Source organism: Microbacterium sp. K35 (assembly GCF_004794375.1).
In the GTDB taxonomy this organism is placed as follows: domain Bacteria; phylum Actinomycetota; class Actinomycetes; order Actinomycetales; family Microbacteriaceae; genus Microbacterium; species Microbacterium sufflavum.
Genome location: NZ_SSDM01000387.1, coordinates 1 through 11,968 on the forward strand (window position 1 = coordinate 1; position 11,968 = coordinate 11,968).

The window sequence follows — 11,968 nt, forward strand, 5'->3', positions numbered from 1 at the left end:
AGGGCGGCCTCCGACGCCGCGCGGGCCGTGGCCGCCCTGACCTTCTTCGTCTTCCGCGACGTCTTCGCCCGGGGCTTCTTCGGGCGCCCGGCGACGCGGTGGCCGAGGAAGCCGAGCAGGGCGGGCGTGAGGGTCACGGCGATCGCGACGGCCACCGCGACCGCGACCGAGGCGGCGATGCCCATCGTGGTGAGGAAGGGGATCCCGGCGAAGCCGAGGCCGATCAGCGCGATGAGCACGGTGACGCCGGCGAACACGACGGCGGAACCGGCGGTGCCGACGGCGCGCGCGGTGGACTCCTCGGGGTCGACGCCGTCGCGCACCTGATCCTGATGCCGCGCGACGATGAAGAGCGCGTAGTCGATGCCGACGGCGAGCCCGAGCATGAGCGCGAGCAGCGGCGTGGTGGACGAGACGGTGGCGAACGCGGTCGCGGTGAAGATGCCCGCCATGGAGATGCCGACGCCGAGGATCGCGGTGAGCAGCGGCAGCCCGGCGACCACGAACGAGCGGAACGTGACGATGAGCACGAGCAGGGCGATCAGCAGCCCCACGGCCTCGGTGAGCGTGACGCCCGGGATGGAGATCGCGAACAGGTCGCCGCCGAGCGACGTCTGGGCGCCATCGGGCAGCTCGGCGCCGAGGTCAGCGACCACGGCGCGCAGGGCGTCCTTCGTCTCGTCGGACACGTCGGTGGACTCGCCGTCGAACTGCACGCGCACGATCGCCGCGGTGTCGTCGTCGTTGATCATGCCGTCGACCATCTCGTCGTACGGCGAGGTCGCCGCCAGCACCTGGTCGAGATCGCCGAGGGCGGACACGGCGTCGTCGATGGGCTCGCGGTACGCGTCGTCGTCGATGCTGTCGCCGTCGGCGGCGACCACGATGAACTGCGCGTTGGTGCCGCTCACCTGCGGGAAGGAGCGGGACAGCTGCTCGAGGCCCGCCTGCGACTCCGTGCCGGGGATGGAGAACGTGTTGTCCGTGCCCGCACCGAGCACGACGGCACCCGCGCCGGCGATGCCGAGGGCGAGGAGCCAGGAGACCAGCACGCGCCAGGGGTGCCGAAACGACCAGCGTCCGAGGGACGACAGGAGTGTGGACACGGGTTCTCCTCGGTGGGGGTGAGCTGGATACACAGGTGTATCCAATACATAGATGTATCGTAAGGTGATCCGGCATCGCGATTCTGTGTGCCGGGTGTGAACACGAGGCGAACCGCACCGGGAGGGAACGCATGGCGGCAACGGCCACGCGCAGCCGTGAGAACACGAGGGCGCGCCTGCTCGACGCGGCGGCGCAGGTGTTCGCCGAGGTGGGCCTGGAGGGGGCGTCGGTCGAGGCGGTCTGCGAGCGCGCGGGCTTCACGCGCGGCGCGTTCTACTCCAACTTCGACTCCAAGGACGAGCTGTTCCTCATGCTCGCCGCGCGGGTGGCCGATGCCCGCGTGGCCGCCGTGCGCACGCGCGTCGAGCAGATGCGCGCGGAGGGCGAGCTCGGCGACGGGTGCGACCCGACCGACCTCGTGCAGCAGATCATGGAGCTCGGCAGCGACGACCGGCTCGGCGTGATGCTCATGAGCGAGATCCGCATCCGCGCGCTGCGCGATCCCGCGTTCGGTGAGGCTTATCTGGCGCAGGAGCGCGAGATGGGCGGCAGCATCGCCCGGATCGTGGAGGACATCGTCGAGGCCGGGTCGCTGCGGCTGCGCCTGCCCGCGACCGACGCCGCGCGCATGCTCATGATCATCTGGGAGGGCATGACCGTGCGCGGAGCGATGGCCGGCCGCGACGACGCCGAGCTGCGCCACTCCGGCGGCGAGGAGCTCGGTCGCCTCGTGGAACTGCTCGTCGAGTCCTAGCCCGGGTTCCGCGTCGCGAGCTCGTGGTGGCAGCGAGCCAGGCGGGCCAGCCACCACTCGCGCCGCTCGTCCGCCGCGGCCAGGCGCGTGAGTGCATCCGCGTCCGGGGTGACGCGCCCGACCGGGATCGCGCCGTCGACCGGGCGGAGGTCCGCCACGTCGTCGAGGAACAGCGAGCCCGTGCCGAGGCCGCAGTCGAAGCCGAGTGAGGGCAGCGCGGCCGCCAGCGCGGCGCCCTGTGACAGACCGACCGCGGTGTCGAGCGCGCTGGACACGACCGCCGGGAGTCCCGCTGCCGTCACGATCTGCAGCGCGTGGGTGACGCCTCTCAGCGGCTGCGCCTTGATCACGACGATGTCCGCGGCCCCGGCGCGGGCGACGGCGAGGGGGTCGTCCGACTTGCGGATGCTCTCGTCGGCGGCCACCGGGATGCCCATGTACTTCACGCGGGTGCGCAGTTCGGCCAGCTCGGGCACGGTCGCGCACGGCTGCTCGACGTACTCCAGGTCGTACTCCGCCAGGGCGTGCACCGCGTGCTCGGCCTCGTCCACGTTCCACAGCCCGTTGGCGTCGATGCGGACGCGCCCCTCCGGTCCCATGGCCTCGCGGACGGCGCGGACCCGGGCGACGTCATCGGCCAGCAGCTGTCCCGGCTCGGCGACCTTGACCTTCGCGGTGCGGCACCCGGGGAAGCGGGCGAGCACCTCCGGCACGCGGCCGGGCTCGACCGCGGGCACCGTCGCGTTCACGCCGATGCGATGGCGCACGGGGGCCGGTTGCGCGCGCCAGGCGTAGTCGATCGCGGCGGCGAGCCACGTGGCGGCCTCGGCGTCGTCGTACTCCACGAACGGCGAGAACTCGGCCCACCCCTCCGGCCCCTCGAACAGCAGCGCCTCGCGGGTGTCGACGCCGCGGAACCGGGTGTGCATCGGGAGGGCGACGACCCTGGCCGTGTCGAGCAGTTCTGCGAGCGGAGGGATCATGCCCTCATTCTGCGCTACGGGCCGCGCGGGGACGGATCCACGCGCCGACGACCCGGAGCGTACGCCGCACGAACACGTGCCATTGACAATGGTGTGTGACGCACAGTAATGTGATCGACATGAACGAGACGCTCGACACGCACCTGCAGGAACTGCGCCGCGGCACCGTGGTGCTGGCCTGCCTGCAGCTGCTCCGCACGGCGGGCTACGGCTACGGGCTGCTGGAAGAGCTCGAGCGCCGCGGCTTCGCGACCGACGCGAACACGCTGTACCCCCTGCTCCGCCGGCTGGAGAAGCAGGAGTACCTCACGAGCGAGTGGAACACCGACGAGGCACGGCCGCGCAAGTTCTACCGCACCTCGGAGGCCGGCATGCGCCTGGCCGACACCCTCACCGACGAATGGCGCGCGCTCACCGCCGCGATCGCCTCCCTCACCACCGAGGAGAACTGACATGACCGCCACTCTCACCGAGCGCTACATCAGCGCGACGATCCGCAGTCTGCCGCCCGAGACGCAGGGCGACGTGCGTGCCGAGCTCGAGGCGTCCATCGCCGACGCCGTCGAGGCCCGCATCGACCTGGGGGAGGACCCGCAGGAGGCCGAGCGCGCCGCGCTGACGGCGCTGGGGGATCCCGGAGCCCTCGCCGCGGGATACGCCGACCGCCCGCTGCACCTGATCGGCCCGCGGTACTACCTCGCCTGGTGGCGGCTGCTGAAGCTGCTGCTGATGATCGTGCCGGTCTGCGCGCTCGGCGGCGTGGCGCTCGGACAGACGATCGCGGGAGCCCCGGTCAGCGAGGTGATCTCCAGCGCCGTCCTGGCCACCGGGGGCACCATCCTGCACGTCTGCTTCTGGACCACGCTCGTGTTCGTCATCCTGGAACGGTCGGGCACCGACGCCGGGATGAAGTGGGACGTCGACCAGCTGCCCGAGGCGTCGGACGACGGCGTCGGCCGCAACGAGCTGATCGCCTCGCTCGTGTTCCTCGGGCTCGCGGTGGGCGCCCTGCTCTGGGATCGGTTCCGCGGCTTCGTGGTGGTCGACGGCGAGGCACTGCCCATCCTCGACCCCGGTCTGTGGCCGTGGGGGATCGGTGTGCTGTTCCTCCTCATCGTCGCCGAGGCCGTGTTCGCGATCGTCGTCTACCGTCGCCGCGGGTGGAGCACCGCGCTCGCCGTGGTGAACACGGTCCTCGCCGTGGCCTTCCTCGCCTGGACCCTGACCCTGCTCCTCACCGGCGACCTGGTGAACCCGGACTTCCTCGCGCACATCGTCGCGGCGGGCGGCGACGGATTCGCCGCCGGTGACGCCGAGGCCGCCGACGAGGGCGGGATCTTCCGCATCCTCGCCGTCCTGCTCGGATTCGGCATCGCACTGGGCGTCGGCTGGGACATCGTCGACGGCTGGCGCAAGGCACGCCGACAGGGGCGTTGACCAGGGAGTGCACCCACCCGGACCGGGTGGGTGCACTCCATGTCGCTCGGAGGCGGGGAATAGGCTGGGAGACGTGACCGATGCCTTCGTCTCCGACCTGTTCGACCCGTCCGAATGGGTGCTCGCGCCCGGCGCCGAGGACTACACCGACATCACCGCGCACGTGTCGCGCGACGGCGGTGTCGCCCGCATCGCGTTCGACCGGCCCGAGGTGCGCAACGCGTTCCGGCCGCACACGGTCGACGAGCTGTACCGCGCCCTCGACATCGCCCGGCAGGACGCCCGCATCGGCGCGGTGCTCCTCACCGGCAACGGCCCGAGCCCGAAGGACGGCGGCTGGGCGTTCTGCTCCGGCGGTGACCAGCGCATCCGCGGCCGCGACGGCTACAAGTACTCCGACTCCGAGACCGCCCTGATCGACGGGCAGTCGCGCGCGGCCGTCGGGCGCCTGCACATCCTGGAGGTGCAGCGCCTGATCCGCTTCATGCCGAAGGTGGTCATCGCGGTCGTGCCCGGATGGGCGGCCGGCGGAGGACACTCGCTGCACGTCGTGTGCGACCTCACGATCGCGTCGGCCGAAGAGGCGCGGTTCAAGCAGACCGACGCCGACGTGGGGAGCTTCGACGCCGGCTACGGCTCCGCGTACATGGCGCGACAGACCGGGCAGAAGTTCGCGCGCGAGGTGTTCTTCCTCGCCGAGGAGTACTCCGCGCAGCGGGCGTACGAGGCGGGCGCTGTGAACCGTGTGGTGCCGCACGCCGAGCTGGAGCGCGAGGCGCTGAAGATGGCGCGCACCGTGCTCACCAAGTCGCCCACCGCGATCCGCATGCTGAAGTTCGCGTTCAACGCGGTCGACGACGGGCTGGTGGGCCAGCAGGTGTTCGCGGGAGAGGCCACCCGTCTCGCCTATGGCACCGACGAGGCGGTCGAGGGTCGCGACTCGTTCCTGGAGAAGCGCGCGCCCGACTGGTCGTCCTTCCCCTGGCACTACTGACCGAGCACATCCCGGAGGCACGCATGACTGCCCTGATCCCGACCGACGCGGAAGACACGGGACAGCTGCGGGACGCACTCCAGCGGGCGCTCGACGGCGGCCCGGCGCTCGGCTTCGGCATGCTGGGCGGCGCTCCGGAGCACGTGGCGGACGGCATAGCGGCGGTCATCGCGACCTCGGGGTCGAGCGGCATCCCCAAGCGCGTGGCCCTGAGCGCGGAGGCGCTGCGGGCGAGTGCCGAGGCCACGGCCGCGCGCATCGGCGAGGGGCGGTGGCTGCTCGCGCTCCCGGCCGGTTACGTCGCCGGGCTCCAGGTCATGGTGCGCTCGCTCCTCGCCGGGACGGAGCCGCGGCAGATCGAGGGACGCTTCTCCCCGGTGTCGTTCGCCGAGGCGACGCTGGCCATGCTGCGCCCGGCGGGTGCGGCGGGTGTCCCCGAGCTGTACACCTCGCTCGTGCCCGCCCAGATCGCCACGCTGCTCGACGCGGCGGAGGACACCGCCGTGCGCGCCGCACTGCAGGCGTACCGGGCGATCCTCGTGGGCGGGCAGGCGCTGCCGGAGCCACTCAGGGAGCGCGCGGGCGACCTGGGCGTGCGGATCGTGCGCACCTACGGCTCGACCGAGACCAGCGGCGGCTGCGTGTACGACGGCGTGCCGCTCGACACGGTCGCGGTGCGGGTGGTCGACGGCGAGTTGCGCATCGCCGGACCCATGCTCGCGGAGGGCTACCTGGGCGACGGCTCGCTCACGGCTCGCACCTTCCTGCACGACGAGCACGGCATCCGGTGGTACCGCACGGGCGACCTCGGCCTCGTGGAGGACGGGGTCGTGCGCGTGCACGGCCGGGCGGACAACGTGATCGTGTCGGGCGGGATCAACATCTCGCTGGACAGGGTGGAGGGCATCGTGCGGCGCGTGCCGGGGCTGCACGAGGCGGTGGTGGTGCCGGTGCCGGACGAGCGCTGGGGTGAGGCGTCGGTGATCGTCGCGCCGCGGGGCGAGGTGCTGCGGCGCAGCGAGGCGGAACAGCTGGGGCAGGCGCGCGAGGCGGTGGCGGCCGAGATCGGCGCGCACGCCCGTCCCTCGCGTCTCGTCCTGGTCGACGAGCTCGCGGTGCTGTCGTCGGGGAAGCCCGACCGCGAGGCGATCCGCCGGTCGGTCGCGGAACTGCACTGAGGCGTCGCCCGCCCGCGGTCCTGCCAGACTGGGGCGCATGGCCACGTACACGCACGGACACCACGAATCCGTCCTCCGCTCGCACAACGTGCGCGACATCGCCAACTCGGCCGCGTACCTCCGCCCGCACCTCACCGCGCAGACGCGACTGCTCGACGTCGGGGCGGGTCCCGGCAGCATCACGGTCGACTTCGCCGGGGCGGTCGCACACGTCACCGCGACCGAGATCGACGAGTCGGCGCTGTCGCTCTCGCGCGACCTGGCGGCGCAGCGCGGCCTCGACAACCTCTCCTTCTCGGTGGAGGACGTGCACGCGCTGAGCTTCGCCGACGACACGTTCGACGTGGTGCACGCGCATCAGGTGCTGCAGCACGTGGCCGATCCGGTGCAGGCGCTGCGGGAGATGCGGCGTGTGACCGTGCCGGGCGGCCTCGTCGCCGCGCGCGATGCCGACTACGCGGGCTTCCTGTGGTTCCCGGTGCTGCCGGAGCTCGACCGGTGGCTCGACCTCTACCGCCGGGCCGCGCGTGCGAACGGGGGCGAGCCGGACGCGGGGCGGCGGCTGCTGGCGTGGGCCCGCGCGGCGGGCTTCCGCGAGGTCACCGCGACCGCGTCCACGTGGTGCTACGCGACCCCGGAGGGGCGCGACTGGTGGGGCGGCATGTGGGCCGACCGCATCCTGGAGTCCGCCCTCGCCCGGCAGCTCGTGGACGAGGGCTTGGCGACCCCGGCCGACCTGCGCGACATCAGCGAGGCGTGGCGGCGGTGGGCGGGCGACGGCGACGGCTGGTTCCTCGTGCCGCACGGCGAGATCCTCGCGCGGGCGTGAGCGGCGGATACATCGGCAGACGGATGTCTCGCCCGGCGTGCTCGCGTAGCGTGGGGGAGTGATCCGGCCGCTCTCCCGCACGGCGCTCATCCTCGACATCGTCGGGGCGGTGCTGCTGTTCGTCATCTTCACTCCGATGTCGGTGGTGTTCTACGCGCCGCCGGTCACCGGAGAGCCGGTCGCGGGCGCCGCGGTGGCGGCGGTCGTCGTCGCCGGGCTCCTGATGTTCGGCGCGGTGGCGATCGGCCGGCTGTCTCCCGGGCTGGCGCTCGTGGGCGCCTGGGCCGGCGCGATCGTCCAGATGCTCGCCGGCTTCGGGCCGCTGCCGATCGACCTCGCGATCCTGCTGGTGCTGTACGCCACGTCGGCCTGGGGGTCGCGCCGCGTGCTGTGGTGGGGCCTCGGCTCGGTGATCGTCGGCGGCGTGATCGCGGCGCTCTACATGGTGTTCGTCAGCGGGGTCGCGTTCGGCACCGGCACCGGGTGGGAGCTCGTGACGGGCGGCACGCTGCTGCTCGCGGCATCCATCATGGCCCTCGGCTTCGCGTGGGTGTGCGGTCTGCTGTGGCGCGTGGTGCTGCGATCGCGGCGCACCAGGGCGGCGCAGCTGCAGGCCGAGGCGCTCGCGGCGGAGGAGCAGGAGCGCGTGCGCATCGCCCGCGACATGCACGACATCGTGGCGCACTCGCTCGCGGTCGTGATCGCGCAGGCCGACGGGGCCCGGTACGCCGCGGCCGTGAAGCCCGAGATGGCGACCGAGGCCCTCGGCACGATCGCCCAGACGGCCCGCGGTGCGTTGAGCGACGTGCGGATGCTGCTCACCCAGCTGCGGCACCGCCAGGGCGACGGTCCGCAGCCCACCCTCGCGGATCTGGAGACGCTGTTCGCGCAGGTGCGCCAGGCAGGTATCGAGCCGCGCGTCACGGTCGACCCGATGCCGCCGGGGGAGCCGCCGGGGGCGATCCAGCTCGCGGTCTACCGCATCCTGCAGGAGGCCCTGACGAACGCGATCCGGCACGGCGACGGGGCGGTGGACGTGCACCTGGCCTGGCTCCCCGACCGCGTGGACATCCAGGTGCGCAACACGGTGGCGGCCGACGCCCCGCCGTCCGCACCGGGTGGGCACGGACTGATCGGGATGCGGGAGCGCGCGCAGCTGGTCGGCGGTAGTCTGCACACCGAGCGCCGTGGTGCGCAGTTCGTCGTCCAGAGCAGCCTGCCGATCGGAGCCTCCCAGTGATCAGAGTCGTGCTCGTCGACGACCAGGCCCTGTTCCGCGCCGGGATCCGCATGCTGGTGGCCTCGCAGCCCGACCTCGAGGTCGTGGGGGAGGCGGGCGACGGCAGGGAGGCGCTCGCGGTGGTCGCCACGACGCGGCCCGACGTGGTGCTGATGGACATCCGGATGCCGGTGATGGACGGCCTGACCGCGACCGCGGAGATCCTCGCCCGGCCGGAGCCTCCGCGGATCGTGATGCTCACCACGTTCGACCTCGACGAGGCCGCGGCCCGCGCGATCCGGCAGGGCGCGAGCGGCTTCCTCCTCAAAGACGCCGATCCGGAGTTCCTGCTCGCGGCGATCCGCACGGTGCACGCGGGGTCCAGCGTGATCGCGGCGTCGGCGACCCGCGAGCTGTTCGCGCACTTCGCCGAGGCGCCCCGCCCCGTCCCGCCGCAGTACGGCGAGCTGACCGAGCGCGAGCGGGAGATCTTCGCGCTCGCCGCGCGGGGTCTGTCGAACGCGGAGATCGCGGCGCGGGAGTTCCTGAGCGAGGCGACCGTGAAGACACACATCAGCCGGATCCTCACGAAGCTGGCGCTGCGCGACCGCGTGCAGCTGGTGGTGTTCGCTTTCGAGCACGGTCTGGCCTGAGCGCGACCGCGTCCTCCGCGAGATCATCCTTCCGATGTATCGGGATGCTCCCGATGGCCGACGCGGTGCCCTGGACGGCGGAAATAGCGTCGAGGACATGGAGATCACGACCAGCGACCTCGGGCTCGCCGCCCGCGTCCAGCACCTGAAGAAGACCTACGGCTCCGGTGAGGGCACGGTCCACGCGCTCGACGACGTGAGCGTCGGCATCCGCCGCGGCCAGTTCACCGCGATCATGGGGCCGTCCGGCTCCGGCAAGTCCACGCTCATGCACATCATGGCCGGGCTCGACAGCCCCACCGAGGGCCGGGCGTGGATCGGCGACACCGAGATCACGGGGCTGAGCGACCTCGACCTCACGCTGCTCCGCCGCCGCCGCGTCGGCTTCATCTTCCAGGCGTTCAACCTGGTGCCCACGCTCGACGCCCTCGGCAACATCCTGCTGCCGTTCGAGCTCGACGGTCGCCGGCCGAGCGCGATCGAGCGGGCCCGCATCGACGGCCTCATCGACACCCTCGGTCTCGGGCCGCGCCTCGGGCACCGTCCCCACCAGCTGTCGGGCGGCCAGCAGCAGCGCGTCGCGATCGCCAGGGCGCTCGCCACGGCCCCCGACCTCGTGTTCGCCGACGAGCCCACCGGCAACCTCGACTCGAAGACCGGCCGGGAGGTGCTGCGCCTGCTCGCCTCCGCGAGCCGCGAGCACGGCCAGTCCATCGCGATGGTCACGCACGACGCGATCGCCGCGAGCCACGCCGACCGGGTGCTGTACCTGGGCGACGGCCGCATCGTCGCCGACCACCCCCGCCAGACCGCCGAGCAGATCTCCGCGTACATGCTGGCCGCCGAGGTGACGGCATGACCGCCGTCGCGACCGTCGTCCCGGAGACCAGGGCGACCGGTCCTCGCCTGGGCTGGCTGCGCGACCGCGGCATGGGTGCGAGCATCCTGGTCGCGGCGCTGTCCGCCGCCTTCGGTGTCTTCCTCGTCGAGATCACCGCCTACATCGGCGCGGTGCTCCAGTCCGACCCGTTCATCGGCGACAGCGGCACCCTCGCCGTCGTCGTCGCGATCCTCTCGGTGCTGCTCACCGCGGTGGCCATGTACGTCGCCGCGATCGTCACGGCCAACACGTTCTCGACCATCATCGCCGGCCGCACCCGTCAGATCGCCCTGCTGCGCCTGATCGGTGCCACCGCGCGCTCGCAGCGCGGGCAGGTCGGACGACAGGGACTCATGGTGGGTCTGCTCGGTGCCGCCATCGGGCTCCTCGCCGGTCTCGCGCTCTCCGCAGCGGCCGTCGAGATCGGGGGACGGTTCGTCGCCCACTCCCCGACGGACTTCTCGCTCGCGCAGCCCGCGCTCGCACTCCCGGCGATCGGCGTCGCGCTCACGACGTGGGCGGCCGCGTGGGTGGGGTCGCGCCGCGTGCTCGCTGTCACACCCCTGCAGGCGCTGGGCGGAGCGGTCGAGCGCACGCACGACGAGGTCTCCGGTCGGACGGGGCGCCACGTGGGGGCGTGGGTGCTGCTGATCTCGGGCGCCGCGCTGCTCGCGGGCGGCGTGATCCTCGGGCTCGTGACCCCGCTCGGCGTGGTCGTGGCGTTCTTCGGCGGCATCCTGTCGTTCACCGGGCTCGCGCTCGGGTCGGTGCTGTTCATGCCGCCCGTGCTGCGGCTCGTCGGTCGCCTGTTCGGGTCGAGCGCGACCGCACGGCTCGCGGCCGAGAACGCCCTCCGCTACCCGGAGCGCTCGTCGCGCATGGCGATCGGCGTCGTGATGGGCGTGACCCTCGTGACCATGTTCGCCGTGGCTCTCGAGTCCGCCAAGCGCCTCATGATGAGCCAGACCACCGAGGAGATCCCGCCGGAGTTCTTCGCGCCGTTCGACGCCTTCGCGGCCATCATGATGGTGCTCGTGGCGGTGTCGGCGGTGATCGCCGCGGTCGGCCTGGTCAACCTGCTCACGATCGGGGTCGTGCAGCGTCGGCGTGAGCTGGGGCTGCTGCGGTCGATCGGCCTCTCCAACGGACAGGTGCGCCGCTTGGTGCTGCTGGAGGCGACGCACATCACGGTCGCCGCGACCCTCACCGGGCTCGTGCTCGGCGTGGCCTACGGCTGGATCGCGGCGCAGTCGCTGCTCGGCTCGGTGCCCACGCTGCCGGAGTTCACCCCGGCCGGCCTCGTCGCCCCGCAGGTGCCGTGGCTGCCGGTCGTGATCATCGTCGCGGCGACCGCGGTCCTCACGCTCGTGGCGGCCGCGACGCCCACGCGCCTCGCGACGCGCGTGGCACCGGTCGAGGCGCTCGCCGCGGACTGACGCCCCTAGGCTGGACGGGTGCCGTCGCCGTTCGATCAGTCCACGTATCAGGTCCGCCTCGACTGGGGGGTCGCCGGGCTCCGGCGGCTCGCGCCGTCCGACGTGATCGTGGTGGTCGACGTGCTGCGGTTCTCGTCCGTCGTGGCGGAGGCTGTCGCGGAGGGCGCCGAGGTCCCGCTGGCCGGAGCGCTCGAGTGGTCGCGCAACGGGGCGGCGGTCGCGGCCGCTGCTCCGGCCGAGGCCACGGTGCTGCTCGGCTCGCTGCGCAACGCCCGGGCCGTGGCCGCAGCGGTGCAGGCGGAGCAGGAGCGTCGTCAGGGCCGCACCTCGGTCGCGATCATCCCGGCGGGAGAGCTCGACGAGGCAGGGGAGCTGCGCTTCGCCGCGGAGGACCTGCTGGGGGCCGGAGCGATCGCGGCGGCGCTCACCGACCGCGGCATCGACCACACGGCACCCGATGCGGCCGTCGCGGCCGAGGGTTTCCGGGCGCTGCGGCGG

The 11,968-nt window shown here is 72.7% G+C and carries 13 protein-coding genes; 11 read left to right on the forward strand and 2 right to left on the reverse strand.

What is annotated here, in order from left to right; translation table 11 throughout:
* Positions 1-1,106: MMPL family transporter (locus DW299_RS15975; RefSeq protein ID WP_168443168.1), on the reverse strand; the 1,106-nt coding region annotated here is incomplete at its 3' end.
* Between the two features lie 131 nt (positions 1,107-1,237).
* On the opposite strand from DW299_RS15975, the gene DW299_RS15980 reads away from it, so the two are divergent.
* Positions 1,238-1,861, forward strand: coding sequence for a TetR/AcrR family transcriptional regulator (locus tag DW299_RS15980; RefSeq protein WP_136037162.1), 624 nt, complete (start codon positions 1,238-1,240; stop codon positions 1,859-1,861).
* Here the strand turns inward: DW299_RS15980 and DW299_RS15985 are convergent.
* Complete coding sequence (locus DW299_RS15985; RefSeq protein ID WP_136037163.1) at positions 1,858-2,844, reverse strand: o-succinylbenzoate synthase; 987 nt, start codon at positions 2,842-2,844, stop codon at positions 1,858-1,860. The two genes, DW299_RS15980 and DW299_RS15985, sit on opposite strands and share 4 nt — an antisense overlap.
* Positions 2,845-2,963: 119 nt before the next feature.
* Here DW299_RS15985 and DW299_RS15990 point away from each other — a divergent pair, with 119 nt between their 5' ends.
* The 10 genes from DW299_RS15990 to DW299_RS16035 all read left to right on the forward strand — a co-directional run.
* A complete protein-coding gene (locus DW299_RS15990; RefSeq protein WP_136029762.1) occupies positions 2,964-3,296 on the forward strand; it encodes a PadR family transcriptional regulator in 333 nt (110 codons plus the stop codon).
* A 1-nt stretch (position 3,297) separates the two neighbouring features.
* Positions 3,298-4,281, forward strand: coding sequence for a permease prefix domain 1-containing protein (locus DW299_RS15995; RefSeq protein ID WP_136037164.1), 984 nt, complete (start codon positions 3,298-3,300; stop codon positions 4,279-4,281).
* A 73-nt stretch (positions 4,282-4,354) separates the two neighbouring features.
* Positions 4,355-5,275 (forward strand): 1,4-dihydroxy-2-naphthoyl-CoA synthase, encoded by a 921-nt coding sequence (locus tag DW299_RS16000; protein ID WP_136037165.1) that lies wholly within the window; start codon positions 4,355-4,357, stop codon positions 5,273-5,275.
* A gap of 23 nt (positions 5,276-5,298) precedes the next feature.
* The gene (locus DW299_RS16005) at positions 5,299-6,453 is read left to right on the forward strand and encodes an AMP-binding protein (protein WP_205814424.1); all 1,155 of its coding nucleotides are present in this window, start codon (positions 5,299-5,301) and stop codon (positions 6,451-6,453) included.
* Between the two features lie 37 nt (positions 6,454-6,490).
* Positions 6,491-7,282, forward strand: a complete 792-nt coding sequence (locus tag DW299_RS16010) for a class I SAM-dependent methyltransferase (RefSeq protein WP_136037166.1) — start codon at positions 6,491-6,493, stop codon at positions 7,280-7,282.
* A 58-nt stretch (positions 7,283-7,340) separates the two neighbouring features.
* Positions 7,341-8,522 (forward strand): sensor histidine kinase, encoded by a 1,182-nt coding sequence (locus tag DW299_RS16015; RefSeq protein ID WP_136037167.1) that lies wholly within the window; start codon positions 7,341-7,343, stop codon positions 8,520-8,522.
* On the forward strand, positions 8,519-9,154 hold the full coding sequence (locus DW299_RS16020; RefSeq protein ID WP_136029771.1) for a response regulator: 636 nt from the start codon (positions 8,519-8,521) through the stop codon (positions 9,152-9,154). Before DW299_RS16015 ends, DW299_RS16020 begins: the two co-directional genes overlap by 4 nt.
* Before the next feature lie 97 nt (positions 9,155-9,251).
* On the forward strand, positions 9,252-10,013 hold the full coding sequence (locus DW299_RS16025; RefSeq protein WP_136029774.1) for an ABC transporter ATP-binding protein: 762 nt from the start codon (positions 9,252-9,254) through the stop codon (positions 10,011-10,013).
* Positions 10,010-11,470 (forward strand): ABC transporter permease, encoded by a 1,461-nt coding sequence (locus DW299_RS16030; protein ID WP_136037168.1) that lies wholly within the window; start codon positions 10,010-10,012, stop codon positions 11,468-11,470. Before DW299_RS16025 ends, DW299_RS16030 begins: the two co-directional genes overlap by 4 nt.
* 18 nt (positions 11,471-11,488) lie before the next feature.
* The coding region (locus DW299_RS16035) for a 2-phosphosulfolactate phosphatase (RefSeq protein ID WP_136037169.1) at positions 11,489-11,968 on the forward strand (480 nt) is incomplete at its 3' end.

What these genes read in the sequence shown, in the direction of transcription:
- DW299_RS15980 (WP_136037162.1), top strand. Translation starts at nt 1,238, where the DNA reads ATGGCGGCAACGGCCACGCGCAGCCGTGAGAACACGAGGGCGCGCCTG.
- DW299_RS15985 (WP_136037163.1), bottom strand. Translation starts at nt 2,844, where the DNA reads ATGATCCCTCCGCTCGCAGAACTGCTCGACACGGCCAGGGTCGTCGCC.
- DW299_RS15990 (WP_136029762.1), top strand. Translation starts at nt 2,964, where the DNA reads ATGAACGAGACGCTCGACACGCACCTGCAGGAACTGCGCCGCGGCACC.
- DW299_RS15995 (WP_136037164.1), top strand. Translation starts at nt 3,298, where the DNA reads ATGACCGCCACTCTCACCGAGCGCTACATCAGCGCGACGATCCGCAGT.
- DW299_RS16005 (WP_205814424.1), top strand. Translation starts at nt 5,299, where the DNA reads ATGACTGCCCTGATCCCGACCGACGCGGAAGACACGGGACAGCTGCGG.
- DW299_RS16010 (WP_136037166.1), top strand. Translation starts at nt 6,491, where the DNA reads ATGGCCACGTACACGCACGGACACCACGAATCCGTCCTCCGCTCGCAC.
- DW299_RS16025 (WP_136029774.1), top strand. Translation starts at nt 9,252, where the DNA reads ATGGAGATCACGACCAGCGACCTCGGGCTCGCCGCCCGCGTCCAGCAC.
- DW299_RS16030 (WP_136037168.1), top strand. Translation starts at nt 10,010, where the DNA reads ATGACCGCCGTCGCGACCGTCGTCCCGGAGACCAGGGCGACCGGTCCT.